General features: G+C 63.3%; 22 protein-coding genes. 8 read left to right on the top strand and 14 right to left on the bottom strand.

Annotated elements, in window-relative coordinates:
* Positions 1 to 76 precede the first annotated feature (76 nt).
* From FQU74_RS00115 to FQU74_RS00085, 7 genes are all read left to right on the top strand, one after another.
* Positions 77 to 823, top strand: coding sequence for an FHA domain-containing protein (locus FQU74_RS00115; RefSeq protein WP_146284182.1), 747 nt, complete (start codon positions 77 to 79; stop codon positions 821 to 823).
* Positions 807 to 1,784, top strand: coding sequence for a PP2C family protein-serine/threonine phosphatase (locus tag FQU74_RS00110; RefSeq protein WP_146284180.1), 978 nt, complete (start codon positions 807 to 809; stop codon positions 1,782 to 1,784). Before FQU74_RS00115 ends, FQU74_RS00110 begins: the two co-directional genes overlap by 17 nt.
* A complete protein-coding gene (locus FQU74_RS00105) occupies positions 1,777 to 3,183 on the top strand; it encodes a P-loop NTPase family protein (protein WP_146284178.1) in 1,407 nt (468 codons plus the stop codon). Before FQU74_RS00110 ends, FQU74_RS00105 begins: the two co-directional genes overlap by 8 nt.
* A gap of 124 nt (positions 3,184 to 3,307) precedes the next feature.
* Positions 3,308 to 5,410 carry a dynamin family protein gene (locus FQU74_RS00100; RefSeq protein ID WP_229704459.1) on the top strand — a complete coding sequence of 701 codons (2,103 nt, stop codon included), beginning with the start codon at positions 3,308 to 3,310 and terminating at the stop codon, positions 5,408 to 5,410.
* Entirely contained in the window at positions 5,407 to 6,429 is a 1,023-nt protein-coding gene (locus FQU74_RS00095; protein WP_146284176.1) for a dynamin family protein, read from the top strand. The genes FQU74_RS00100 and FQU74_RS00095 overlap by 4 nt, the downstream gene beginning before the upstream one ends.
* Before the next feature lie 102 nt (positions 6,430 to 6,531).
* Positions 6,532 to 6,879 carry a hypothetical protein gene (locus tag FQU74_RS00090; RefSeq protein WP_146284174.1) on the top strand — a complete coding sequence of 116 codons (348 nt, stop codon included), beginning with the start codon at positions 6,532 to 6,534 and terminating at the stop codon, positions 6,877 to 6,879.
* A 32-nt stretch (positions 6,880 to 6,911) separates the two neighbouring features.
* Positions 6,912 to 7,694, top strand: a complete 783-nt coding sequence (locus tag FQU74_RS00085; protein WP_146284172.1) for a hypothetical protein — start codon at positions 6,912 to 6,914, stop codon at positions 7,692 to 7,694.
* A 58-nt stretch (positions 7,695 to 7,752) separates the two neighbouring features.
* Here FQU74_RS00085 and FQU74_RS00080 read toward each other — a convergent pair whose 3' ends face one another.
* The 7 genes from FQU74_RS00080 to FQU74_RS00045 all read right to left on the bottom strand — a co-directional run bounded on the left by FQU74_RS00080 (position 7,753) and on the right by FQU74_RS00045 (position 18,134).
* On the bottom strand, positions 7,753 to 8,850 hold the full coding sequence (locus tag FQU74_RS00080) for a transporter substrate-binding domain-containing protein (RefSeq protein ID WP_146284170.1): 1,098 nt from the start codon (positions 8,848 to 8,850) through the stop codon (positions 7,753 to 7,755).
* A 104-nt stretch (positions 8,851 to 8,954) separates the two neighbouring features.
* On the bottom strand, positions 8,955 to 11,072 hold the full coding sequence (locus FQU74_RS00075; RefSeq protein WP_146284168.1) for a serine/threonine-protein kinase: 2,118 nt from the start codon (positions 11,070 to 11,072) through the stop codon (positions 8,955 to 8,957).
* Positions 11,073 to 11,291: 219 nt separating this feature from the next.
* Positions 11,292 to 13,925 (bottom strand): polygalacturonase PglA, encoded by a 2,634-nt coding sequence (gene pglA, locus FQU74_RS19470; RefSeq protein WP_206664970.1) that lies wholly within the window; start codon positions 13,923 to 13,925, stop codon positions 11,292 to 11,294.
* A 53-nt stretch (positions 13,926 to 13,978) separates the two neighbouring features.
* Positions 13,979 to 15,235, bottom strand: coding sequence for an ABC transporter substrate-binding protein (locus tag FQU74_RS00060; RefSeq protein ID WP_146284166.1), 1,257 nt, complete (start codon positions 15,233 to 15,235; stop codon positions 13,979 to 13,981).
* A gap of 23 nt (positions 15,236 to 15,258) precedes the next feature.
* Entirely contained in the window at positions 15,259 to 16,368 is a 1,110-nt protein-coding gene (locus tag FQU74_RS00055) for an ABC transporter ATP-binding protein (RefSeq protein WP_146284164.1), read from the bottom strand.
* Positions 16,368 to 17,249 carry a carbohydrate ABC transporter permease gene (locus FQU74_RS00050; RefSeq protein ID WP_146284162.1) on the bottom strand — a complete coding sequence of 294 codons (882 nt, stop codon included), beginning with the start codon at positions 17,247 to 17,249 and terminating at the stop codon, positions 16,368 to 16,370. The genes FQU74_RS00055 and FQU74_RS00050 overlap by 1 nt, the downstream gene beginning before the upstream one ends.
* A gap of 3 nt (positions 17,250 to 17,252) precedes the next feature.
* Entirely contained in the window at positions 17,253 to 18,134 is an 882-nt protein-coding gene (locus FQU74_RS00045; RefSeq protein ID WP_146284160.1) for a carbohydrate ABC transporter permease, read from the bottom strand.
* 209 nt (positions 18,135 to 18,343) lie between these two features.
* On the opposite strand from FQU74_RS00045, the gene FQU74_RS00040 reads away from it, so the two are divergent.
* Positions 18,344 to 19,252: a helix-turn-helix domain-containing protein gene (locus FQU74_RS00040; RefSeq protein ID WP_146284158.1), complete on the top strand. Its 909-nt coding sequence runs from the start codon at positions 18,344 to 18,346 to the stop codon at positions 19,250 to 19,252.
* 24 nt (positions 19,253 to 19,276) lie between these two features.
* Here FQU74_RS00040 and FQU74_RS00035 read toward each other — a convergent pair whose 3' ends face one another.
* The 7 genes from FQU74_RS00035 to FQU74_RS00005 form a co-directional block, all read right to left on the bottom strand.
* A complete protein-coding gene (locus FQU74_RS00035) occupies positions 19,277 to 20,557 on the bottom strand; it encodes a TRAP transporter large permease (protein WP_146284156.1) in 1,281 nt (426 codons plus the stop codon).
* 3 nt (positions 20,558 to 20,560) lie between these two features.
* The gene (locus FQU74_RS00030) at positions 20,561 to 21,079 is read right to left on the bottom strand and encodes a TRAP transporter small permease (RefSeq protein ID WP_146284154.1); all 519 of its coding nucleotides are present in this window, start codon (positions 21,077 to 21,079) and stop codon (positions 20,561 to 20,563) included.
* A gap of 52 nt (positions 21,080 to 21,131) precedes the next feature.
* Positions 21,132 to 22,097 (bottom strand): TRAP transporter substrate-binding protein, encoded by a 966-nt coding sequence (locus FQU74_RS00025; RefSeq protein ID WP_146284316.1) that lies wholly within the window; start codon positions 22,095 to 22,097, stop codon positions 21,132 to 21,134.
* A 58-nt stretch (positions 22,098 to 22,155) separates the two neighbouring features.
* Positions 22,156 to 23,016, bottom strand: a complete 861-nt coding sequence (locus FQU74_RS00020) for an amidohydrolase family protein (RefSeq protein ID WP_146284153.1) — start codon at positions 23,014 to 23,016, stop codon at positions 22,156 to 22,158.
* On the bottom strand, positions 23,016 to 24,152 hold the full coding sequence (locus FQU74_RS00015; protein ID WP_146284150.1) for a mandelate racemase/muconate lactonizing enzyme family protein: 1,137 nt from the start codon (positions 24,150 to 24,152) through the stop codon (positions 23,016 to 23,018). The genes FQU74_RS00020 and FQU74_RS00015 overlap by 1 nt, the downstream gene beginning before the upstream one ends.
* A gap of 8 nt (positions 24,153 to 24,160) precedes the next feature.
* Complete coding sequence (gene kdgD / locus FQU74_RS00010; protein ID WP_146284148.1) at positions 24,161 to 25,066, bottom strand: 5-dehydro-4-deoxyglucarate dehydratase; 906 nt, start codon at positions 25,064 to 25,066, stop codon at positions 24,161 to 24,163.
* 88 nt (positions 25,067 to 25,154) lie between these two features.
* Positions 25,155 to 25,285 (bottom strand): SDR family oxidoreductase (locus FQU74_RS00005; RefSeq protein WP_146284146.1); only part of this gene is annotated, 131 nt, incomplete at its 5' end.

Genomic DNA, 25,285 nt, shown 5'->3' with positions numbered 1-25,285 from the left:
GGCATGGTGACAAGATACAATCGACACAGATCTGGCGCGAGTCTTTCCCAACAGATGCAATTGGAGGTCGTTGACTATGAGTGTATTTGGAAAGCTTCTCGGGCGGGGCGGGTCTGACGCAAAGCGGCAGGGCAATGACCTCGCATCCAAGTCCGAACCAACCCCGGATCAGTCCGTGCTGACCCGTCAGGTGCAATTGAATTCAAGCTGGCCCGAACCCTCGGCCGAGCCCCAGGAGGCGCCAGCCGCGCCAGCTAGCATCTGGGATATGGACGCAGCTCCTGCGATCCCTGCCCCTACCGATACGGCTGAGACGTCTGGTCGTGTGCTGGCAGGCCCCGTGCGCAAGACCCGCGCCAAGACGCGGCTGCTGGGTTTTGACAAATCCGACGGCCGTGTGGTCGATCTGTTCAGCAATCCCGTCGATGCCCCCTCGGCAGGCACCCGTTTTCCGGTTGGCTGGATCGTGGTGGTCAAGGGGCCGGGCCGCGGCGAATCCTTCACGCTTCAGGCTGGGATGTCGCAGATCGGTCGCGGCGAGGATCAGGCCATCAGTCTCGACTTCGGCGACAGCTCGATCTCGCGCAGCAACCATGCCGCGATCGTCTATGATCCCGAAAGCTTCCAGTTCTATCTGGGCCATGGTGGCAAGTCGAACATCGTTCGCCTGAACGACAAGCCGGTGATCAGCAACGAAGTTCTGAAGAACGGCGACCTGATCCGCCTGGGCGAAACAACTCTGCGCTTTGTCGGACTGTGCGACGCAAGCTTCAACTGGTCTGACGACGCGCAAGGGGAGTCCGAGAATGTGGAGATCGCCTGAGCCGCGTTTTGACGTGGCCTCGGCAATCTGCCAGGGCGGCCGAGACTACCAGGAAGACGCCATCGTCACCGACTTTCCCACCGGCACCGATATCGGGCTGGCGGTGCTGGCCGATGGCATGGGTGGCCATGCCGCCGGTGACGTCGCCTCGAAGATCGTGGTGACCGAAGTCTTCAGCGACCTGAAGTTCGAGAGTGCGAACTTCTGCGAACTGGAGGGCGAGATCCCGAAATACCTCGCGGCCGCCGCGATGAACGCCAACATCTGTGTTCGCGACTATGTCTCGGACAACCCGTGCACGCGCGGCATGGGTGCGACACTGGTCGCGCTCGTGATGGTCGAGAACCGGATGTACTGGATGTCGATCGGGGACTCGCCGCTCTATCACATGCGCGGCGGCAAGCTGCGGCAAGTGAACGAAGACCATTCCATGGCGCCGCAAATCGACCACATGATGCGCCAGGGCATGATTGACCCCGAAACAGCCCGCAACCACCCGGACCGGAACTGCCTGACCTCGGTCATCTACGGCGACCGGATTGCGCGCACCGATTGCCCGGTCAAGCCGCTGACGCTTGAAGTCGGCGATATCGTCGTGGTCTCCAGCGACGGGCTGCAGTACCTTGAAGACGGGAAGATCGAAAAGATCCTCTACAAGTATCGTCGCCGCAAAAGCGCGGAAATCGCCGAGCATCTGCTCGCGGCACTGCACGAACTTGACTGCCCGGATCAGGACAACATTTCCTTCGCTGTCATCAAGCTCAATCACATCAAGCCGATTGCGCAGGCGATCCGCAAGAAGCCGACCGATCTGATCGATCAAACCGGCGCAGGTGCCACGCGCATCGTGCCGCTTGGCGGCGGCTTGCAACAGCCCGCCGCGCGCGAACAGGCCGTTGGCACCGAAGACGGCAAGGCCGTGTTCTTCCGTCGTGTTGCCGGGGGGGCAAGCCGTGGCTGAAGAGGCGCTTCAACAGTTGGCCCAGTCCCTGGGTGCGCATCTCGCCGAAGGGACCATTCCCCCGGCGCAGGCGCCCCATGTCGAGACGCTGGTGCGGCAGTTGACCCAGCCTGTTCGGCTGACGGTGATGGGCCCGCCCGGGTCAGGCAAGTCGACGCTGGTCAACCTGTTGATCGGGGCCTCGGCCCTTGCACCGGTGCGCAATCTTCCGACGATCGAGGTCGTGTGGGGGGACACCGCCTGCTGCATCTGCACCCTGCCCGATGGCCGCGAGCGCCGGATGGCTGCCTTTGATGCCGCCACGGTCGCCTCGCTCTCGCCGCGTTTTGTGCGGATCGAGCTTCCGCTTCCGGCCCTGCGCAAGATCAGCGTCATGGAACTTGCCCTGCCGTCCGAACAGGCCGAGGTCGAGCGCGCCTTGTCCTGGGCTGTCGGCCGTACCGACATCGCACTGTGGTGCACGCAGCGGTTTGGCGCGGGCGAGCGGCTCGTCTGGTCCGGCGTGGATGAGGCGATGCAGGATCACGCCTATCTTCTGCTGACCAAGGCAGACACGCTGGTTGCGAATGGCACGCTTGATCCGACCTTAGCGCAATTGCGCGCGGGCGCCGATCAGTTCCGTCATGTGTTGGCGATTGCCACAACCGAGGCTATTGCCGCACGCCGCGCCGATGGCAGCATCGACCGGGAGCAGCTGACACGCAGTGGTGGCCGCGCGCTGATTGCCGCCATCATGCGCGATATCGACATGGGGCGCGATGCCGCGCGCGACAGGGCCGAGCTTGTGCTGCATCAGTTTGGCCAGCCGGTGCAGGCGAAGGTCGCCGCCCCCTCGGCAGCGGCCGTTGTCGCCCCCGCGCCAAAGCCCGCGCCGCTGATCCTGACAGAGCCGCTTGCCTCCCCGGCACCAAAGATCGTGCAGCCCCGCCGCCCGTCGCCCAGACCCGCCACAGCAACCCACACGCCGCAGCCTGTTGTTCCCGCTCGGCCAGTGGTTCCGCAAAAGGGGACGGCGCTGCGCGAGATTTGCGAGCCTGCCCTCGGGCGCATCGCACGGCACGGTCGCGAGGCCGATGCGACGATGCGGGCTGCAGGCGCCTCAGGGCTCGCCCGTCTGGCGGAAGATACCGCAGCACTTGTGCAATGGATCAGCGACCATCTGGATGGTGCCCCCTCGGGCGCGCCCGGCCTTGTAGAGTTGCGCGAGGCGGCCTTTGACGCAGCCGATCTGGTGCAGTTGATGCAGCTGGAAGGCGGACCTGCCACACTTGGCGAAAGCCTGAGCCTTCTCATCCAGCTGAAGCACGAAATCGAGACAGCCTTGGCGCGGTCAGAGGTGGCCATCCCCGCAGCCTTTACGCCCGCAGCCAGATTTGGCGCCCCTATGGCCCAGACCTGAACCCCGCGCGGGGTCATACGGCCCCGCGTTCGACCTTGTGATTGTAACAGTGCCCATTGCGGTCCCGCGTCATGCCAAAGGCCCAGCCCGCGGCAACGCCTTGTTGAAGGACTAGGAGACAGACATGAACGTCAATTCGGAAATACCGGGCGCACCGCGTGCCGAAATTGCGGATCTCATGCAGTCTGGCCTTGGCAGGCTTGTTGCGCTTCGGCACGAGATGGCCGAGCTGCGCGAAACGCTGGGCGATCTGGGCATGCTCTGCGATCCCGCCACGGAACGGCAGGTCGCGCGTCTGATCGCCGAGCTCGATGCGCATGCCCCAAGCATCACGATGGTTGGGCAGATCAAGTCGGGCAAAACCTCGCTCGTCAATGCAATGGTGGGGCGGCCGGGACTGCTGCCGGCAGACGTGAACCCCTGGACCTCTGTCGTGACCTCGCTGCATGTGAACGAACGGCAGGCCGAAGGTGCGCCGGTTGCATCGTTCCAGTTCTTCAACGGCGATGAATGGGATCATCTGGTGTCGTACGGCGGGCGCATTGGCGAGCTTTCCGCCCGCGCGGGCGCCAACGAAGAGCTGCAGAAGATCCACGACCAGATTGCCGAGATGCGGGAGAAAACACGCGCGCGCCTTGGCCGCCGGTTCGAACTGCTTCTGGGCCAACGGCACGATTACGGACATCTCGATGATGATCTTGTGCAGCGCTATGTCTGTCTCGGCGATGACTTCGATGGATACGGCCAGACCGATCAGCAGGGCCGCTTTGCCGATATCACCAAATCGGCCGACCTTTACCTGAAGGTGCCTTCGCTGCCAGTGCCACTTTGTTTGCGCGACACGCCCGGCGTGAACGACACCTTCCTGATGCGCGAACAGATCACGATCAAATCGCTGCGCGACAGCCGGCTGTGCGTTGTGGTGCTGTCGGCATCGCAAGCACTGAGCTCGGTCGACATGGGTTTGATCCGGCTGATCTCGACACTGAAGTCGAAGGGGATCGTGATCTTCGTCAACCGCATTGACGAGCTTTCTGACCCGGCAAGCCAGCTTCCCGATATCCGCAACAGCATCCTCACGACGTTTGAACGGCTGAACGGGCCTAAAGACCCCGCTATCGTCTTTGGCAGTGCCTACTGGGCCAACATGGCCCTTGGCGGCGGGTTTGGCGCCATGGCCCGCGACAGCGCCGAGACGCTGCGCGCCTTCGCTGCGGTTACACCGGGCCTGCAAGGGGCGGACCCTACGCGGCGCGATGTCATCTGGCAGATGTCCGGCATGCCCGCGCTATTGGAATGTCTGTCCGAGCGGATTGCCGAGGATACGGGAACCCGCTTCCTCGCCCATATCCGCAAGCGTGCGCGCAATATTGTCTCGGGGCTGCGCGCCACCACCAGCGTCGCCTCGATGCGCCTCGATGGGAACGCGATCGACGTGATGGCGCCTGGCCCGCTCGCCGCCCTTCTTGATCAGGTTGAGGCAGAGGCGCACCAGCACCTGAATGCCGAGTTGGATCGCGTGTTTGCTGCCTTTGCCGCACGGGTCGAGCAGTCGCATGCGCGCTTTCTGGATCGTGCCCTCGAATCCCTGCTGCAACATCTGGAGCAAAAGGGCGAGGATCAGGTCTGGAAATACAGCCCCGATGGTTTGCGCATGCTGTTGCGCACCAGCCATCAGGTCCTGCGCAAGAACCTCGGCAGCACGTGCGTGGCTGTCTATGGCGCCACGGCCAATCGTCTGGCACAGGCCTATCGTCAGGCGGTTGCGGTAGAGGTTGACGGCTTCACCGTCACACCGCCCGGCCCTGTTGAAGTTCCCGCTCCGGTTTCGCTGGGTGCGACCATCGTGCTCGATCTGCAAACCTCGCTCTGGCAAAGCTGGTGGCGCAAGCGGCGTGGCTACCGTGCCTACGCCAGTGGCTTTCACGACCTGATCGCAGCCGAAACCGCCCCGATCATCGCCGAGTTGAAAGACCGGCAAGCCGCCGAGATACGGCAGGCCGCAATCGCCCGGTTGGCCGACTTTCTGGCCGAGCAGCGCGCCATCCTGATGGACTTTGTCGACAAGGCTCATCTGAGCATGCACGACCTGCGCTCGCTTTTCGGCATCTCGTCGCAAGCCGAACGGGCCGGGCTCTTGGACCTGCTCTATGACGAGCTGTCCTGGGCCGAAGACGCCGACATCGAAGCAGAAGAATTGACCACGCGCGAAGGAACTGCGGCATGAAAGATGCCCACCCCAACGGACGCAAACCCCGCATCGCCATCATGGGCGAGTTCAGCGCAGGCAAGAGCACGCTCTCCAACCTGCTGCTCGGTCGTCGCGCCCTGCCCGAGAAGGTAACGGCCACGCGCCTGCCCCCGGTCTGGATCAGCGCGGGCGATGCCGAGCCCTATCGGGTGGCGATCGACGGGACAGAGCATCCGGTCTCTCTGGATCGGCTGGAGGAGGTTCCGCTGGAGGATACCCTCTACGTCAAGCTCGCCTTCGATGCCGAGATCCTTGACCAGTGCGACCTGATCGATTTTCCTGGGATCTCAGACCCGAACATGGCGTCCGAGGTCTGGGAAAGGATGCTGGGAGAGGTGGATGGCGTGCTGTGGTGCACCCATGCCACGCAAGCCTGGCGCCAGTCGGAAGCGGCCGTGTGGGAGCGGATCACCGACGACGTCCGCAAGAACAGCCTGTTGCTGGTGACCCGCTTTGACAAGCTGACAACCGAGAATGACCGCGCCCGCGTCTGCGCCCGTCTGGCGCGCGAAACGGCGGGGCTCTTTGCCGAGACCTGCCCGATCTCGCTGATCCAGGCGATCGAGGCGACCGACGCGGATCAATGGCAGGCGTGCGGCGCCGAGGCCTTCTCTGGCGCGCTGATGGATATCATCGCCCGCGCCGGTCATGATGCACCCTCGGCCATGGCAGAGGCTGCACCCATCTCCCGGCAGCGCGAGTGGCAGGCGGAGGCACCTCCCCGCACTGCAACACTCGAGCCGCCCGCGCGCGCAGGCAATACCATCGTGCTGCGCCGTCCCGCGGCAGTCGCACCCGTCAGTGCCACGCATGATGCGGTGGATACAATGCCCCGTCGCATCGTACCCCGCCGCGTGAAGCCGGTTGGCCCACCGCAGACCCCACGCCCCATTCGCGAGGAACGCCCGGCGCTGGTGCTGACGACACCTGTCGATCGCATCGAACCAAAGCCCGCGTCCGGGGCAGGCGACCTGATCCGCCGACTGTTCCGGTAAACTGCGATGGTCGCCCCGCGTCAACACCCGCAAGAGGCTATGCAAAAAGGGTTTTTTGCGCTAAGCCCGTCTTCTGCGGATGCTGTGGCGGGACATGCCCTGATGCCTTCGGAAGACCTGGATCTGTTGCAGCGGCAATTCCCCGACTGCACGACGCTTGCCTTCGCCGACATCGGCGCGGGCATGGTGCTGGTCACGAATTCGGATGCCGCACTGGAACAGCATGCGCTGAACCGCCTGTGCGCCGACGCTGCCGCAACGCTTGCAGCGCAGGGTGGCCTCTCTCCGCAGGCGGCCATGATTTGCACGGCAGACGAGATCCGTGTGATCCTGCGTGCCGACAAACACCCCGATGACGTGCTGATCTGCATCTGTAACCCCTCGCTCGATCTGCCAGCGTTTCGTGCTGCGGCGCAGGCCACCCTAAGCCGTCTTGCTGCGGCAGACTGATCCCCCTTCTCTGACCTTGAAGTGTTCCGGAAATGACAGACATCGGCTCGATCCTTCGCAAACTCAGCGTCCTCGGAGCCGAGCGCCCGATCTTTCGCGAGGGCCTTCGGGTCTTGTCAAACGGGGTCTACCCACCGCCCTTGGCAGCCCTTCTGGCCGAAGTGGATACAACGATCCTGAAACGCCAGCTTGAGTTTCAGACGGGCGACAGTCGTCTCGTCATGACGGTGGCGGGGCGCCGGATCTTGCTGCTGACCTCTGCCTCTCCCGATCTGGTGGCTGCAGGGGCACCGCTGGGCCAGCCGCTCTCACCCGATGACAGCAACGCCTTCGAGGCGCTGGCTGAAGCGCTGGTGGCGCTGTGCGCGCCTGAGCGGGTTCTGACGGTCGACTGCAGCCATCCCGATGCATCGGTGTCTGCCGCAAGTGTCGGCATCTCGGGTGAGGCGCTGGCCGAGATGCTTATGGTCGACCGCGCATCAAGCCCGGTGCAGATGTTCATCGAAGCCTGTGAGCCGCAGTATTCGGCGTGCCTGTTCTGGTCGGGCGGGGCCTGGATCGGCCATGCCGACGATCAGGCCTTGCTCGCCCGCCTGCGCCCGATCGCCGAGGCACAGCGCCAGCGCATGCAAAGTGCCTATCGCAGCGCCGACCAGTCGGGCGAGGCCCCGCGATTGATCATTCTGGAAAAGGCACTGGCCGATGAAGGCTCTGTCTCGGCCGCATGGGCGAATGATGAGTTTGCAATCTTTGTGCACGCGCCCGAGGACTGTGCCGCAATCCACGCCGCCTGGCGACGGATCTTCACCCTCTGACAAATGAAAAGGCCCCTCGCGGGGCCTTTTGATTTCGGCAATGCCCGGTCTGCGTCGATCAGTTGACGCGCAGCGCATCCTGCCGTTTCAACGCACCCGAAACGATGTCATACCACTCGCCGCTTTCGAGCATATTGCCGAGGCCCGCGTTCAGAACATCCAGCACTTCGCGCCCGCGCGGGTTCTGCTTGTGCACGACGACATGAAGCGCATTCACCTCGCCGAGGTTCGGGTTTTCAACAACCTCGTCCTGCAGTTTCATCATGGTGATGGTGCCTGTCGCCTGCTGGGATTCCACGGCAACGATATCGACCTGCCCCGCCATCAGAGCCTCGAAACAAGTGGCAACGCGCTCAGGACGCAGGAAGGTGACATCAGGCTCTGCCAGACCGACCGAGGCAAGATGGGCGGTCGACAGACCTTCGGGACGGCAAATGCGGGTGCCCTTCAGCTCATCATGGCTCAGCGCTTCGGCAAAGCCGCTGCCCTTGCGCGAGAAGAGCCCGTCAACCACCTCATAGAAGGGCTCAGAGAAGTTGTAGTTTTCGCAGCGATACCGATCATCGGCAGAGAGTGCGGCAGGCTGGCTGCAATCGGGCTTCGTCCAGGGGAACGAGCCGTCAAAGGCCATCAGCGGCAGAAGCGTATCCAGATGCGAGGCCCAGTCGTTGATGAAGATCACGTTGAGCTTCTGTTTGGCATCCGCGCGCAGGACAGAGGTCTCGACCAGTTCGGTGAACAAGCCCCGCCCCGGCAGGCGTTCGTCGGTAAAGGGCAGAAATCCGTTGCCGGTGATCAGCGTGATCGGCATTGCCTCCTGCGCCTTGGTCTGCTCTGCCACACGGGCGGCCTGCGCGGCGATGGTCTCGGCATCAGGCGCCTTCTGTTCGGCCGTCGCAGGCAGACTGCCGTCGGCGCATGGAATTGTTATCAGCGTCCCCACACGCAGAAGGTCAGGGTTTGAGCCGATTGCCTCGCGGTTGGCACCGTAGATCTTTTGATACTCCTTGGTGCCATAGGCCTTCATCGCGATTCCCAACAGGGTATCGCCGACCGTGGCGCGATACTGCTCGCAGGCGACCTGTGCCTGAGAGGCGAGGGTTGAGGCACAGATGAGCCCCGCCGCAATGCCCGAGATCTTCGCGTAAAGCCGCATCCGTTGGTCCTTTCAGTCGATTCTTGTCAGGCTCGCATCAGCGGGCCAAATCAGTTGACGTCTTGCAGGATGGCACCGATGACCCGCGCCGCAGCGGGCAGGTGTCATCCGCGCCGCGCGAGTGAATAGGTGGCAATCGCGGGCGCGCCATCGCGCGTCACCTCGAACCGGGCGGTGCCGATGTTTTTGGCGACAAGGCTGTTCAGCACCTCCTCCAGCGTCTCGGATCCCTCAATCATGATGCCGGTGTCAGCTTCGCTGCGCAGCACGTCACCCGTCCGCAAGCCAGTCTCCGAGGGTGCCGCATCCGTCACGACAAGCGCGGTGCCTGCACCATCGCGACGTGCCTCCAGCATGGTGCCATCGGCAAGGCCAAGGCGCTGAACCACCGGCACCGCAAGCAGGCCGAGTTCCGGCATCGCGGCGCCGGGCGCCTTGTAGCGAACGCCGACGCGGGTATAGCCATCGGGATCAATCTTCATGGCGTTCAGGATCTGGGTCGAGAACGGCTCTTCCGGCGACAGCGCGGTTCCGTTCACGGCGTCGATCTCCACGCCCTCAGCGAGCCATCGGCCGACCACCGCCTGGTCGATACCGGAATGAACAGCGCTGATCATCGCCACAGTGGCACTGTCCTCGGTTGTTTCAACATAGTCGAAGGGAAGTGCGATATCCCACAGCGCCAGCGTGATCTGTTGTTCAAGTACCGGGCCAAGCGGCGGCGCGGGCAGCGAAACCACGGGCGCCGTCTCGGCAACAGCCTCGGGCGCCTTCGGGGGGGCGGGCTCTGCCACCGGCACGGGGGTCGGCTCGACGGCGGCGACAGGTGCCGCAGGAGCCGGGGTGCCCGCAGGCAACGCAACGGGGGTGGCGGCCAGTTCGGGCAACGCCGTCGGCGCAGCAGCCGCGGCGGTCTCTGTCTTGGCTGCGCTGGCCGGCGCGGCTTCGGGTGTGCCGGATGCAGCCTTTGGTTCGGCGGGCACGGCGACCGCTGCCGGTTTCGGCACAGCCGGGGGCTCGGTCAAAGCGGGTGCGACAGCAGGCGCCGTCGATGCGGGCTTGGGCGCTGGCGCGGCAGGGGCCACGGCAACCACCTTGGCGTTCTGCCCCGGCACTGGCGGTACATCGCCCGAGCCCAACATGACGTAGCCCACACCACCGGCGACCGCGACCGCTGCAACGGCCAGAATCCCTGCAAGCTTCCCACGGCCCTTCCCTTGGGTGGGCGCCGCGACCGGCTCTTCATGATCAATCAACGGCGCAAATGCCACGACCTTTTCAGGCGCCGGTGCCGCCTTGCCATCGATCATGTCCAGCCACTCGGCCGCAGATTGCAGGCGGCGCGAAGGCTTGGTGTTCATCGCCTGATCGATGGCTTCGAGGAAGCCTGCGGGATAGCCCTCGATCTTCCCCGTGAGCGGGGCATAGGGATCAGGGCGCTGATCGGCGATGGCGGCAAGACGCTCTTGCCCATTGACCGGCGCCTCGCCCTTGATCAGGTGGTAGAGCGTGGCAGCAAGGGCGTAGAGGTCGCTCCACGGTCCTTGCTCACTGCCTGCGATGTAGAATTCCTGTGGCGAGTAGCCATCTTTGACAACGCGCAGTGCCGAATGTTTGCGACCGCTCTCAGGCACATGTTCGCGTGCGGCGCCAAAGTCGATCAGCACCGGCTCGCCTTCAGCATTCAGAAGGATATTGTCAGGCGAGATATCGCGGTGAAGCAGGCCATGCTCGTGCACATATCCCACCGCCGACAAGAGCTTGCGCGTCATCATCACGACCTGACCGGGCGGCAGACTGGTCGCAGGATCGTCGATGATATCCGCCAGATCGCGACCGTTCACAAAATCGATCGCCATATAGGCCGTGTCGTTGTCCTCAAACACCTGATGCACGCCGACGATGTTCGGATGCCGCAGTTTGGACAGGCTGCGCGCCTCCTGGATGAAGTGACGAATGATCGACTTCATCTCGTTCTGGTGGGCACGTGACCGGGCACTGACAATGGTTCTGGTGCGGCGACAGAATGCATCGACGTAGCATTCCTTGATGACCACGTCGCGGTCGAGACTGTCCTTGGCAAGATAGGTGATGCCGAAGCCACCGCTGTTGATGAACCGCGCAATCGTGTATTGGCCGTGAAGCAATGGCGTGCCGGGCGGCAGTTCATCAAGCGCCTGCCCGAACATGTCGGCGTCCTCGGTATACCCGGCCTGGACCATTTTCGAACTCCACCTTTTCCGCACGCGACCAAACGGGCGCGACGGGCGACCCCACAAACGGCAAAAGCGCCAAACAGAACATTATTAACCAACGCCTTTTTCCCGGCAGAAATCGGCAACAATAGGGCGCAAAGTGGGAATATTGGCGATCCTGCATGGCAACTGGAACGCCAAACGGGCCGCCACGATGGGCGGCCCGATGCAAACTGGGCGGCGCGTTTACAGACGAATCGCCTCGGCATAGGCCATCATCAAGGGGCCAACCCCTTTGGCGTCATCGGAAACAATCTGTTCGGTCAGATAGTAACCCGGTGATCCGTCGCGATAGGGCCCAGAAAGCGCGCCCAGGCCCGCGACATGACAGATCCCCGTCATGCGCAGGGTGCCGTCCACCTCGGCCAGACGGGTTGATGTCAGGGCATCAAGGGCACGCTGCCCCGCCGCGCGCCAGTGTGCAGCCTCTTCCCCCTCACCAAGACCGAGGCGCGCGGCCCGGAGCAAGGCGTAGGAGAACATCGCCGAGGCCGAGCTCTCCTCGTAATTGCCCTCCAGTGCGTCAGCATCCAGAACCTGCGGCCAAAGGCCCGAGGGTGCCTGCCGGCGCGCCAGGGCCGAAAGGATCGTGCGGGTGCGGGCACGCAGGGGTCTGGTCGCGGCATCTTCGGGCAGAAGCACCAGCGCATCCACCAGCGCCATGGCAAGCCAGCCCATCGCGCGCGCCCAGACGGCGGGGGACCGGCCCGTGACCGGATCAGCCCAGCGTTGAGCGCGGCTTTCGTCATAGCCATGCACATGCAGATCGCCCGTCGTCTCGGTCAGCGCAAGCGCCGTGGAAAACTGAGACAACGCATCTGAAATGCGCGCGGCCTCGCCAGCCGCAAGCCCATACTCGATCTGGAACGGCAGGGCCATGTAGAGCCCGTCGAGCCACACCTGATGCGGATAGCGCAGCTTGTGCCAGTAGTTGCCCGCCCGAATGCGCGGATGGCTGTCGAGCTGCCCGATCAGCCGCTCTGCCGCCGCCCAATAGCGCGGGTCGGCGGTCTCGCGCGCAAGCGGCAGCAGGATGCGCCCAGACAGGACGTTGTCGATGTTGAACTCTTTGGCGTCATAGCCCGCAAGCTGCCCATCTGCCCCGATCTGGGCATCGGCCAATCGATGAAGATGGGACTTCCAGCGCGGATCACCCGTCGCCTCTGACAGCAGCATGAGGCCACGATAGATGCATCCATCCTCATAGCACCATGCCCCGCCCTTGTAGGGGCGGTAGTCGTCGCAGTAGCGGTCAAAATAGGCTATCAGGGTCATGGCGTGCTCATCGTCTGGAAGGGTGACCGGTGCGGCGGACAAAAGTCCCGGCGCGTCGCAGTCAATTTCGGCGTGCTCGGCCACGATCATCTCGTGACGCATCGGCCGGATGCAGTCGGCCATGACGGGCGGCGTGGGATGCGCCTCGGGGTCGAGCCAACGGATGTGAAGGTTGCGGATCACGACGTTGCGAATGGGCGCCTCGGGCAGCCCGAGAAAACAGCCTGCCGCGTGCGAGAGGCCGTCGATGGTGACATCCTCGACAGTGATCCCGTCAATTGCAGGCGTGCCTGCGCCGATTGCTGCGGGGGCACGGCTCTGCACCCAGGCGTCATGGCCATCGGCGTCGCAATGATAATGGGCGTTGGCAGATATGGCGGTCTGCACCCGCTCCATCAGCACGCGCCGCATCGTGATACCGGTGATCGCGCCCCCGCGCCCGCGCCGGGTCTTCAGCCTGAGGCCACGGTCGGTGCCGCGCATCTGGCAATCCTCGATGGAGACGTCGTGCACGCCCCCTGACATTTCCGAGCCGATGACCAGCCCGCCATGGCCGCGCTCCATCAGGCAGTGCCGCACGCGGATGCCGCGCGTTTCGCGCAGGTGATCGGCCTCGCCCGCCGGGCCACGCTTGCCCGCCTTCACCGCGATGCAGTCGTCGCCGACCGAGAAGCGAACCCCGGTGATGTCAACATCGCGACACATTTCGGGGTTGAAGCCATCGGTATTCGGGCTGTCCGCCGGGGCCTCGATCCGCAACCCGATGGCGCGCAGCCCGTCGCAGCCCTGGGGATGGACTGTCCATGAGGCCGCGTTGCGGACCCCGAACCCGATCAGCGTCACATCGCGGCAGTTGACCAGATGCAGCCCGCGTGGACGCCGGGGACCATCCCGCGTGCCCTTGGGCCAGGTCCACCAGTCGCCAAGCGCGCCCGCGCCGTCGATCACCCCTGCGCCTTCGATGATCAGACGGGTCGCGCCGATGGCATGAAGGGGGGCCGCAAAACAGGGCTCGGGCACCCCCTCCCAACTGCCAAGCATCTGGCCGGTTGCATCGCGCGCCGGCAGGATCGGCCAGCCCTCACGCACGGACGGTGCCTGCAGCACGGCGCCTTCAGACAGATGCAGGGTCATGTCGCTGCGCAGCGACACCGGCAGCGTGACCCAGATGCCAGCCGGAAGCATCAACGTACCACCCGGCGGAACTGCGGCAATCGCCGCAGCAAAAGCCGCAGCATTGGAACGTGCGGCCCCCGCATCCGCCACGTCAGCTCCCTCCAGCAGGCCTTCCGGGCACACGACACCGGCGCAGGCAGCCGTTGTGAACGTGACCTCGCCCATCCCTTCAACCTCCAGCCGATAGGCGCATGAAGGGAGAAGGTCATGCAGCACAAGCACGGCCTCTGCTACACGGCCAAGACGTTCACTGCCCGCAGACGTCAGGCGCCAGTCCAGCGCCATGGGCAGGTCATACTTCGCGCCGGGCACAGGCAGCAGGAGGGCGGCCATGCGCGCGGTTGCGGCAAGGAGGATCGGAGGCATCATCAGTCTTTCCTGGGGAAGCCGCGCCCGACAGCGCCCGGCGCGGCGACGGTCTGTCAGTCGAAATCGGCCAGCACGTCGTTGGTGCCGTCGATGATCTGCTCTGCCGCTGCCATCGCATCGATCTGGCCGTAGGCAAATTCTTCCAGCGTATCGATGAACAGGCCGCGGATTTCGGGGTGCTCGTTGAACGGCGAGACCAGCGGCCCAGAAGCCGCCATAACGATCTCGTTGGCGGCGCGCACCTCGGGCTCACCTTCATTCGCCAAGCGGGTCGCGGCGGCCTTGGATGCGGGCAACCCGCGCGAAGTGCCAAGCGCGTCGATCCCTTCGGGTTCATTGAGCAGGCAGTTCAGGATCTGCGCTGCGGCCTCGGGGTTCTTCGAGTTCTTCGAGATCGCAAAGACCATCGAGGGTTTGCGGTAGACCCCGTCGGTCACGGCACCATCGAGCTTCAGCATCGGAACGGGTTTCAGGACCTGCCCTTCGGCCAGCGGATCGGCGTACTTGGAATAGGTCGAATCCCACTCATAAGACCCGGCGATCTTGCCCGCTGCCCAATCGGGCTTTTCAAAGAGGTTCACGTTGCCATCCGCAGCTTCTTGCTTTTGCGAGCGGATCGCGCCGGTTTCGACCAGCTTGCCAAGGAAGCTGATGCCCTCGGCCAGCTCCTCGGGCGTCCATGCGACGCGGTTGGTCGCCGGGTCGACCAGATCCTTGCCAGTCTTCTGAACCACGGCGAGCGTGACCAGAAGCTGCGCGGTCTCTTTCACCGCGTTGAAGGTGTAGTAATCGGCACCCAGCTTTTCCTTGACTGATGCAGTCGCCTCGAAAAACTCGGTCCAGGTGGTGGGGATCGGCACGCCCGCTTTTTCAAAGGTGGTGGTGTTGAAGAAGAACGCCCGCCCGGTCGTTGACACCGGCAGGCCCTGCAACACACCGCTCATCGACCCCGCGGCGAGATCTTCCTCGGACCATTGCGTCAGATCCAGCGGCTTGAGGTTCCGCAGATCGGCAAAGCCCGTGCCATCCTTTGAAAAGAGCGGCAACCAGGGCCAGTTCACCTGCATGATGTCGGCCTCGGTGCTGCCCGCCATCTGGGTGGTCAGCTTTTCCAGATATCCGTCAAAGCCGGTGAATTCGCCCTTGATGACGTGGCCATGCTTCGCGCCGCACAACTCCAGCGCCTTTTGCGTGGCCACATGGCGGCTGTCGCCACCCCACCATGCCATGCGCAACTCGTCAGCACCGGCGGGCGAGATCTGGGCCAGCATGGTGCCCGCAAGGGCCGCACCAATCAGTTTCCGTTTCATGGGTATTCCTCCTCTTTCTGGGTTCAGGCCGTGGCGCTGCCCCCTCGCAGCGAGACGTTGCGGCCATCGGTTTTGTCAAAGACGTGAAGGTGTTGGGTGTCTGGCCGCAGACGGATCACCTCGGCCCGGCCAAGCGCCTCGTATTCAGCCGCGCCCACGACGGCCACGATCTTCTGCCCTTCCAGAGCGGCGTGCAGATAGACCTCATGGCCCATGAACTCAGCATGGGTGAGCCGCGCCTCAAGCCCGTCGTCGGCGATGGTCAGATGCTGGGGGCGGACCCCGAGAACGGCATCCGCCGGACGGGATGCGAGTCGGGCCTGCACTTCGGCACCCAGCGTCAGGCGCTGCGCGCCGATCACGAAGTCGGAGCCGTCGAGATGGCCTTCCAGCAGGTTCATCTCGGGGCTGCCGATGAAGCCCGCGACAAAGAGGTTGGCCGGGTGGTTATAGAGCTCTTTCGGCGTGGCCACCTGCATGATGCGCCCGGCCTGCATCACGCAGATTCGGTCGCCCATGGTCATCGCCTCGGTCTGGTCGTGGGTGACGTAGATGACGGTCGAGGACAGGCCCTCGGCCTTGAGGCGACGGTGCAGGTCGGTGATCCGCACCCGCATGCTGGCCCTGAGCTTGGCATCGAGGTTCGACAGCGGTTCATCGAACAGAAAGACGCCCGGCTTCTTGATCAGCGCCCGGCCCAGGGCCACCCGCTGCGCCTGACCGCCTGAAAGTTGCTTGGGCAGGCGGTCGAGCAGCGGCTCGATCTCAAGAATGCGGGCCACATCGTCAATGGCCGTCTCGATCTCGGGCTTTGATTTGCCGGCGATCTTCAGCCCGAAGGCGAGGTTCCCCCGCACCTTCATATGCGGATACAGCGCATAGTTCTGGAAGACCATCGCGATCGAACGTTTGCCCGGCGGCAGGTCGTTCACGCGGGTCTGACCGATGATGACCTCGCCACCAGTGATCTCTTCCAGCCCTGCCACCATGCGCAGGGTGGTCGATTTGGCGCAGCCCGAGGGGCCGACGAAAACCATGAACTCGCCATCTTCGATATCAAGGTCGATGCCATGCACGGCCTTGACCCCGCCGCCATAGATCTTTTCCAGGTTATTCAGTTGAACGCGTGCCATTAGCCTTTCACCCCCCCTGCGGAGATGCCTTCGATGAAGTACCGCTGGGCCGCGAAGAAGATGATCAGCGCGGGCGCGATGGTCAGAACCGACATGGCAAGGATGCGGTTCCATTCGAAGGCTTCGGTTGTGTCGATGGAAAGTTTGAGCGCGAGGCTCACCGGGTATTTGTCGACGGACGACAGGTAGATCAGCGGCCCGAGGAAATCGTTCATGGTCCACATGAACTGGAACAGGCAGACCGAGATCAGCGCGGGCGCCAGCATCGGCACCACGATGTAGAGAAGCGTCTGCAGGCTGTTTGCCCCGTCCACGCGGGCCGCCTCTTCCATGTCAGAGGGAAGCGAGCGCAGGAATTGCACCAGCATGAAGACGAAGAAGGCATCGCCTGCCAGTGCCGAGGGAACCCAGAGCGGCAGGAAGGTATCCAGCCAGCCAAAGTCGCGGAACAGGATGTACTGCGGGATGCGCGTCACCACGTTGGGCAGCAGAAGGATCGCGATCACGCTGACGAAGAACACCTTTTTCAACGGAAAGTCGAACCGTGCAAAGGCATAGGCCGCCAGCGTGCAGGAAATCGCCGTGCCGATCACCTTGGGCAGGATAATCAGGAACGAGTTCCAGAAGAACCGGCCAAAGGTATAGGGCGTCGAGGTCTGCCAGCCGTGGATATAGCCATCGAGCGTGGGATTGCGTGGCAGGAACCCTGCCCCGGCAAAGATCTCGGAATTGGTCTTGAAGCTGGCACCAACCAGCCAGATCAGCGGGTAAAGCATGACCAGACCGACCGCGAACAGAAGCACATAGCGGATCGACTGTTGCAGCATCATCAGGCGGGCACGACGGGCGGCCTGAGCATCGTTGAAGGCTTGCATGTCCATGGCTCAGCTCCGCTTGTCGCCTGCGTAATAGACCCACTTCTTCGATGACCAGAAGGCGATCAGGGTCAGGACCATGATGATGACGAACAGCACCCATGCGATGGCCGAGGCATAGCCCATGTCGAACTTCTTGAAGGCCTCGTCATAGATGTAGAGCGGCAGCAGGTAGGTCGATTTGAGCGGCCCGCCCTGGGTGATGATGTAGGGGCCGTTGAACTCTTGGAACGCCTGCACCATCTGCATGATCAGGTTGAAGAAGATCACAGGCGTCAGCAGGGGCAGGGTGATGTAGAAGAAGATCCGCGTCTTGGATGCGCCGTCGATCGCCGCGGCCTCATAAAGCGACTTGTCGATCGATTGCAGCGCCGCAAGGAAGATCACCATCGCGGACCCGAACTGCCAGCAGCGCAGAAGCGTGATCGTGAACAGCGCATTGCCGGGATCACCGAACCAGTCGACCGGCACCAGCCCCACGGTGCCAAGCGCCATGTTCACCAGCCCCTCGGACGCGAACATGTAGCGCCACAGCACCGCAATGGCGATCGAACCGCCCAGGATGGAGGGCACATAGAACGCCGTGCGGAAGAAGTTGATGAAGCGCAGCCGGTAGTTCAGGATGGCCGCGATGAACAGCGCGAAGGCCAGCTTCAGCGGCACCGTGATGAAGACATAAAGCAGCGTCACGTTCAGCGATTTCCAGAAGGTCCGATCGCGCGTGAACAGCTTCTTGAAATTGTCCCAGCCCACCCATTCGGGCGCCGACAATAGGTCATAGTCGGTGAAGCTCAGATACAGCGATGCCAGAAACGGCACGGCGGTAAAGACCAGCAGGCCGATGATGTAGGGGGCCAGATAAGCCAGCCCGAGAAAGCGTTGGCCCTTCATGCGCACCCCCATCCGGGGACGCGCCGCGCGGGCCGTCGTGTCAGGTTCATGGTCAAGTGAAGCTCCCGGTCCGGGCGCCCCCTCGCGGCGATCACACCGCGCGGCGACGTCCCGAACTCCTCCCTCGAATTGCGGTTCGCGTCTGCGTGTATGACGATGACTTAACCGGAATTCGGCGCCACTATGAATTGACAAACAGGGGGAAAAAGATGGACGAAATCGAAGGTGGCATCCTGTCAGCGATCCCCCCGGCTGCGCTGAACCTGACGCTGACGCGATCGGCGATCCGGATGGAACATTCGCAGACCTGGGCGATCGACAAGTCGAACCCGGTCGATGACCTTGTGATCTGCATCGAGGGTGAGGGTCGCTACCTGATCGATGGCGTGCCGCGCACCATGTTACCGGGTGACGCCATGCTGATTACCCGCGGCCAGCGTTTTCAGGGATGGAATGACGGGCCTGCGGTCTATCGCGGCGTGGCGCAGCATTTCACGCTTGAGATCTTTGGCCGTCATGACCTGATCAGCCAGATGGAGCTGCGCCCGCATCTGCGCCTTGGCCGCTGGCCGCTGCTGGAGCCGCTGGTGCGCCACTACCGGCAGAGCGCGCCGCCCGAATCCGTGACGCTTGGCCAGCACCATCTGTTCATGGTGCTGCTGATCGCCTTTATCGAGGATGCATTTCTGGGCTGGCGTGGTGCAGCCGCCTATCAGCCCGAAGGCGCCGATGCGCTGGATCTGGCCGTGATGAAGGCCGCCACCATGATCTCGGCCAACCCCACCCTACCTGACATTGCAGCCCAGGCCGTTGCCGCGGCACCCTATAACCCGGACTATTTTCTGCGTGAGTTCCAGAAGAAAGTGGGCCGGACGCCCCGCAAGTATCAGGAATTCAAGCGAATGGAGCGCGCGATGCACCATCTGGAATCGGGCATGTCTGTCTCGGCCACGGCGGCAGAGGTGGGCTATGTTGACCCCTACTACTTTTCGCGGATGTTCAAGCGCACCCTTGGCCTTTCCCCCCGCGACCATCTGCGTCGGGTCGAGAAAAGCAGACATGGCGGACTGATGCGGCTGGATGAGCCGGAACAGGCCGCCATGCTGGAACGGGAATGAGGCCCCCGCAGGGGCCTCAGGCGATCATTTGAACGCGGCCGGAAGCCAAAGCGACAGAGCCGGGATGTAGGTCACCAGCATCAGCGTGACAAAGCAGGCGCCATAGAAGGGCCAGATCGTCCGCATCACCTGACCGATGCCGATCCGCCCCACGGCGCAGCCCACGAAGAGGACCGACCCCACGGGCGGTGTGCAGAGCCCGATCCCGAGGTTCAGGATCATGATGACCCCGAAATGCACGGGATCGACACCGAAGGCCTGCGCAACCGGCAGGAAGATCGGCGTGGTGATCACGATCAGGGGCGACATGTCCATGAACGTGCCAAGGATCAGCAGGGTGATGTTGATCAGAAGCAGGATCACGAACGGGTTTGTCGACACCTCTTGCAGGAAGGCAATCATCTGGGTCGGCACCCGCAGATAGGCCAGAAGCCAGCCGAAACAGGCGGCAGAGCCGATCACCATCAGCACCATCGCCGTCGTTCGCACCGCGCCAAAGGTGGCCTCGACAAACTCCGAAAAGCTGAGCGTGCGATAGACCAGAAGCGTGACCAGAAGCGCATAGACCACGGCGATGTTCGAGCTTTCCGAGGCGGTGAAGACGCCCGAGCGCACGCCGCCAAAGATGATCGCAATCAAGATCAACCCCGGAACCGCCGAAATAAACATCTGCCCCAGAACAGCGAAACCGGGGAAAGGCTCTGTCGGGTAGCCACGTTTGCGGGCGACCCACCACGCGGCAACCATCAGGCTGAGCGCGAGCAGAAGGCCGGGCAGGATGCCGGCGGTGAACAGATCGGCAATCGAAAGCTTTCCGCCCGCCGCGATCGAATAGATGATCATGTTGTGCGACGGCGGGATCATCAGCGCGATGATCGCCCCGGTCACGGTCACGTTCACCGCATAGTCCACGTCATAGCCGCGGGCCTTCATCTGCGGCACCATGATGCCGCCCACGGCCGAGGCGTCCGCCGTGGCCGACCCCGACACCCCCCCGAACATGACCGAGGTCAGGATGTTCACCTGCCCAAGGCCCCCGCGCAGATGCCCCACCAGCGCCCCGGCCAAAGCAACCAGACGCCGCGCGATATCGCCCCGCACCATCAGGTCGCCCGCATAAATGAAGAACGGGATTGCCATCAGCGCATAGACCGAAACGCCTGAGTTCAGCCGCTGAAAAACCACGACCGGTGGCAGGCCGAGATACAGCACCGTCGCAAAGCTCGCGATGCCCAGACAGAAGGCGACCGGCGTTCCGATCAGCAGCAGGCCGACGAAAGAGCCAAAAAGGATAAACAGTTCCATCTCTTACTCCTCGACCAGATCGCCAAAGCGCAGCGTCTGCAGTCCGACCGCCCGCCGCAGGATCCGCTCCAGCGTGAACAGGACAAGGATCACCCCGCCACCGATGATCGGCGCGAAGTCGAAGGCCCGCGACAGGCCGATGCCGGGAATGACGTTCGAGGCTGCCTTTTCCGCCAGCAGCCAGCCATACCAGACCATCCCGAAGCCAAAGGCCCCGATGGCAATGTCGGACAGCGTATGGAACACCGATTTCATCCATCCCGGCGCATAGTGCAGCGCCACGTCGAACGACAGGTGCGATCCCTCGCGGATGCCCACGGCGGCGCCGAGGAAAATGAACCAGCCCATGATCAGTACGGCCAGCGGTTCAGCCCAGTGCAGGCTGTTGTTCAGGATGTAGCGCACAAAGACCTGGGCAAAGACGATGACCGTCATCAGCACAAGTCCCGCGCCCGCGATGTATAGCGCGGCGGTGGCGAGCCGGCTTGTCAGCCGCTCTGCCGCGAGCAGGAAGTCACGCATTGGGGTTCCCCGAAAGAAAGGGCCGCGGCCATTGCGGGCCGCGGCGGTCAGATCACTCGGTTGCCTTGATGCGGGCGACCAGATCCTGCAGTTCAGGCGTGGTCACATATTTCGCATAGACCGGCTCCATCGCGGCGATGAAGGGGGCCTTGTCGATGTCGCGGACGATCTGCGCGCCGGCGGCCTCGACCTTGGCCTCGGATTCCTTGACCTTGGCGGCCCAGAGTTCCCGCATCACCGGGACCGATGCCTTGCCTACCTCTTGCAGCAGCGCCTGATCCTCGGGGCTCAGCTTGTCCCAGGTGATCTTCGACAGTGCCAGCACCTCGGGCATGATCAGATGTTCGTCGAGCGTGTAGTACTTCGCGACCTCGAAATGGCCCGAGGTATCATAGGACGGCGGGTTGTTTTCAGCCCCGTCAATGACGCCAGTTTCGATCGAGGAATAGACCTCGCCATAGGGCATGGGCGTGGCATTTGCGCCAAGCGCCGACATCATGTCCACGAACACATCCGATTGCATGACGCGGAACTTCATGCCGGCCAGATCCTCGATCTTGGTGATCGGCTTTTCCTTGTTGTAGAAGCTGCGCGCACCGCCGTCGTAATAGCCCAGAACGACAAGGTCATGTGCCTCAAAACCCTTGGCGATTTCCTCGCCGATGGGGCCATCCATCACCTTGTGCATGTGTTCGGACGACCGGAAGATGTAGGGCAGCGACACGACCTGCGTTTCCGGAACGAGGTTGTTGAACGGGCCGAAAGATGCGCGGACCATGTCAATGACGCCGAACTGCGTCTGTTCGATCGCGTCCTTCTCCTCGCCCAGCTCAGACGCCGGGAAGACCTCGATGCAGATCCGGCCGCCTGACTTTTCCTTGACCTGCTCGCCCATCCACTTCACCGCCTCGACGGTGGGATAGCCAGCCGGATGGGTATCGGCCGAACGCAGCGTGATCTCACAGGCGCCCGCGGCCGTTCCCGCCAGAACCGCGCCAGAGACCAGCAGTGACGTCATCATTTTCATTGTCTTTCCTCCACTGTTCGGGGCCCTCCACGGCCCCTGTTGATGCCGCCTAGGACGGCGGAAATCCGTATAGTTCGGATGGGTTTTGGGTCAGCACGCGGTCGCGTGCGCCCTCGGGCAGCCAGCCCAGCGTCAGCTCGGCAAGCCTTGCGTCATCTGGATAGTCGGCGGTGGCCCGCATCAGGTTATGCGGCCAGTTGGTTCCCCAGACGATCCGTTCGGGCGCATGCGCGGCGATCCGGCGCGAGGGCGCCGCGACATCCTCAAATGGCCAGCCCATGCGCGAGCTTTCATAGGCCCCGGCAAACTTGAACCAGCAGCGCCCGCCGTCAATCAGACGCAAAAGCGCCTCAACCTCGGGGGCGTCGGGCGTCGTGCCGCGAAAGAACTTGCCGTGGTGATCCAGCACCCAGCGGGATTTCAGACTCGCGAGGCGCGGCAGATGGGTCAGCAGGTCAGATCCGTCAAACTGCACCGCCAACATCCAGTCAGCAGCATGGGCGCGCGCATCAACCTCTTCCAGTTCCGACAGGCCGACAGCGCCGCCCGGCAGATCCATGATCCGCGCGCCGACGACCCCCGCCTGTGAGAGCCGTTCAATCTCGGACTCGGACGTCGTGCCATCGATCACGGCAACACCGCGCGCGCAGTCGCCCATCACGGCAAGGCAGGCCGATAGGTTGGCGTTGTCGCGTCCATGGGCATTGCCCTGGGTGATCACCACCCGCTCAAGCCCAAGCCATGCCATCACGCGGCGATAGTCTGACGGGGTTGGCAAGGCGCCGGGTGGCAGCGGGATGCTACCGGGGGCAGATGGGAATTCCGGCAGATACATATGCATCTGGCAATCGGTGGCACCCTTGGGAAAGGGCGGCACCGGTGCATCGCCAGAAAGCTGCCGGACCAGCATCAGGCATCCCCCATGCGGAATTCGGCCAGCGCATCGCGATTGACCTCGATGCCAAGGCCGGGGCCGTCTGGAATGGCAACCACGCCGTCCACCGCCTCGATCGGGCGCGTCAGAACAGCCTGCCGGAACGGATTGTGGGTACGGTCGAACTCCATGATCGGCTCGATGGGGTTCACACGGACCGGATCGGGCACCATGGCCGCCATGAACTGCAGCGCGGCCGCGATGTGAACGCCGGTTCCCCAGACATGCGGCACGATACGTACCCCGTGCAGGGTGGCAAGCGACGCGATTTTGACGGCTTCGGACAGACCACCGCAGCCCGCGATATCAGGTTGCAGAATATCGACGGCCCCGGCCTGAATGGCCTGCCAGTGACCCCAGCGGGTGTGCCAGGTTTCGCCGCCGGCAACCGGAATGGGCTGCCCCACGCGGACCTGCGCATAGGCCGAAAGCTGTTCCGGCACGACGGGTTCTTCAAACCAGTCGATGTCATAGTCGGCCGCGGCACGGCCCAGCCGGATCGCCTCGGTCACGGTATAGCCGTGGTTTGCATCGATCATAAGGCGCATGTCAGACCCGATCGCCTCGCGTACGGCGCGGATGACGGCAAGATCCTCGGCCAAACCAAATCCGATCTTGATCTTGCAGGCGTGAAACCCTTCGGCCCGGCGCTGCGACATTTCCTGCGCGTTGTCCGAAACCCGGTCCACGCCGTCACGCTTGAAACTGCCGGTGGCGTAGGCGCGCACAGACTCGCGCCAGCGCCCCCCCAGCAGGACAGAGACCGGTTGCCCGAGCACCTTGCCCTTGATATCCCACAAGGCCATGTCGATGCCCGAAAGCGCCGTGACGGTCAGCCCGCGCTGCCCCTGATCGCGCAACGCGTTATAAAGCGTCGCCCAGTGGCGTTCGGTCTCAAGCGGGTTCTGCCCGATCAGCCAGCCGGCATAGGCCGCGACCACCGCCGCATTGGGGCGCGCAGGACCAAGGCATTCACCCCAGCCGACAGTGCCATCGCTGCATTCCACCTCGACCAGCACATGCGCGCGCCGGTCGAACCGCATCGAGGCGCTTTCAAACGGAACCTCAAGCCGGTGTTCAAGCAGGTGGGTGCGGACGGCGGTGATCTTCATGGGCAACCTCAGCGACGGTAAGGGGCGATCAGGGCGGCCAGCATCTCTTCCTCAGGCCCGGTCAGATCCTTCAACGGCGAGCGGACGGGACCGGCGGCAAACCCCTGCAGGCGCACGCCCGCCTTGATGGCCGAGACGGCATAGCCCTTGGCGCGGTTGCGGATCTCCATGAACGGATAGAAGAAGTCATTCAGGATCTGCTCGCAGGTGGCCCGGTCACCGCCGCGCAGGGCTGCGTAGAATTCATTGGCCAGACTCGGCACAAAGTTGAACACCGCGCTGGAGTAGGTGGTAAAGCCCGCTCCCAGATAGGCCTCTGCGAACAACTCGGCCGTGGGCATGCCACCCAGATACATCAGCCGGTCGCCCATCTTGGCTGTAATTTGACGCACCAGCCCGATATCGCCGGTCCCATCCTTGAAGCCAATCAGGTTGGGGCATTCATCGCAGAGGCGCGCAAGCGTATCGGCCTGCAGCACGGCATTGTCGCGGTTGTAGACCATGACGCCAAAGCCGACGGACTGGCAGATCTTCTTGATATGGGCATAAAGCCCTTCCTGCGGCGCATCGATCAGATAGTGGGGAAGCAGCAGGATGCCCTCCGCCCCCACTTTCTCGACCGACTGCGCAATCTCGATCGCAATGTCAGTGCCGTATCCGCAGCCCGAGACGATGGCAGTTTCGCCCGAAACCTCTTTCGCGGCCGCGACGATGCCGGGGATCTCGGCCGGGGTCAGCGAAAAGAATTCACCCGTGCCACCCGCCGCGAATAGCACCGGCGCCTTGTAGCCCGCCAGCCACTCCACATGCGCCCGATAGCTGTCCGCCGCAAAGCGCCCCTCGGCATCAAAGTGCGTGACGGGGAAGGACAGCAGGCCAGAGCCAAGGGCAGATTTCAGCTGGTCGGGGGTCATCTCAGGTTCCTTCACATCGGGGATGGCATGACCAATATGCGGCAGCAGGATGAGTCGTCAATAGTTATCATACAAGTCGTATGATAATTTAACGCGCCATCCATCCGCCATCGACATTGAGGACAGCGCCGTGGACATAGGCTGCGGCGTTTGAGCAGAGGTAGACGGCGGTTCCGGCGATATCCTCGGGTCGGCCCCAGCGACCGGCGGGGATGCGCT

The sequence above is a fragment of the Gemmobacter aquaticus genome (assembly GCF_007859075.1).
Lineage (GTDB): Bacteria > Pseudomonadota > Alphaproteobacteria > Rhodobacterales > Rhodobacteraceae > Gemmobacter > Gemmobacter aquaticus.
Note: the sequence above shows the minus strand (reverse complement) of the source record. Positions and strands in the feature narration are given on the sequence as shown.

Excerpts from the sequence above, each read along its gene's own strand:
- FQU74_RS00115 (WP_146284182.1), top strand. The coding sequence starts at position 77 with ATGAGTGTATTTGGAAAGCTTCTCGGGCGGGGCGGGTCTGACGCAAAG.
- FQU74_RS00110 (WP_146284180.1), top strand. The coding sequence starts at position 807 with ATGTGGAGATCGCCTGAGCCGCGTTTTGACGTGGCCTCGGCAATCTGC.
- FQU74_RS00100 (WP_229704459.1), top strand. The coding sequence starts at position 3,308 with ATGAACGTCAATTCGGAAATACCGGGCGCACCGCGTGCCGAAATTGCG.
- FQU74_RS00095 (WP_146284176.1), top strand. The coding sequence starts at position 5,407 with ATGAAAGATGCCCACCCCAACGGACGCAAACCCCGCATCGCCATCATG.
- FQU74_RS00090 (WP_146284174.1), top strand. The coding sequence starts at position 6,532 with ATGCCTTCGGAAGACCTGGATCTGTTGCAGCGGCAATTCCCCGACTGC.
- FQU74_RS00085 (WP_146284172.1), top strand. The coding sequence starts at position 6,912 with ATGACAGACATCGGCTCGATCCTTCGCAAACTCAGCGTCCTCGGAGCC.
- FQU74_RS00080 (WP_146284170.1), bottom strand. The coding sequence starts at position 8,850 with ATGCGGCTTTACGCGAAGATCTCGGGCATTGCGGCGGGGCTCATCTGT.
- FQU74_RS00075 (WP_146284168.1), bottom strand. The coding sequence starts at position 11,072 with ATGGTCCAGGCCGGGTATACCGAGGACGCCGACATGTTCGGGCAGGCG.
- pglA (WP_206664970.1), bottom strand. The coding sequence starts at position 13,925 with ATGATGCCTCCGATCCTCCTTGCCGCAACCGCGCGCATGGCCGCCCTC.
- FQU74_RS00060 (WP_146284166.1), bottom strand. The coding sequence starts at position 15,235 with ATGAAACGGAAACTGATTGGTGCGGCCCTTGCGGGCACCATGCTGGCC.
- FQU74_RS00055 (WP_146284164.1), bottom strand. The coding sequence starts at position 16,368 with ATGGCACGCGTTCAACTGAATAACCTGGAAAAGATCTATGGCGGCGGG.
- FQU74_RS00050 (WP_146284162.1), bottom strand. The coding sequence starts at position 17,249 with ATGGACATGCAAGCCTTCAACGATGCTCAGGCCGCCCGTCGTGCCCGC.
- FQU74_RS00045 (WP_146284160.1), bottom strand. The coding sequence starts at position 18,134 with ATGAAGGGCCAACGCTTTCTCGGGCTGGCTTATCTGGCCCCCTACATC.
- FQU74_RS00040 (WP_146284158.1), top strand. The coding sequence starts at position 18,344 with ATGGACGAAATCGAAGGTGGCATCCTGTCAGCGATCCCCCCGGCTGCG.
- FQU74_RS00035 (WP_146284156.1), bottom strand. The coding sequence starts at position 20,557 with ATGGAACTGTTTATCCTTTTTGGCTCTTTCGTCGGCCTGCTGCTGATC.
- FQU74_RS00030 (WP_146284154.1), bottom strand. The coding sequence starts at position 21,079 with ATGCGTGACTTCCTGCTCGCGGCAGAGCGGCTGACAAGCCGGCTCGCC.
- FQU74_RS00025 (WP_146284316.1), bottom strand. The coding sequence starts at position 22,097 with ATGACGTCACTGCTGGTCTCTGGCGCGGTTCTGGCGGGAACGGCCGCG.
- FQU74_RS00020 (WP_146284153.1), bottom strand. The coding sequence starts at position 23,016 with ATGCTGGTCCGGCAGCTTTCTGGCGATGCACCGGTGCCGCCCTTTCCC.
- FQU74_RS00015 (WP_146284150.1), bottom strand. The coding sequence starts at position 24,152 with ATGAAGATCACCGCCGTCCGCACCCACCTGCTTGAACACCGGCTTGAG.
- kdgD (WP_146284148.1), bottom strand. The coding sequence starts at position 25,066 with ATGACCCCCGACCAGCTGAAATCTGCCCTTGGCTCTGGCCTGCTGTCC.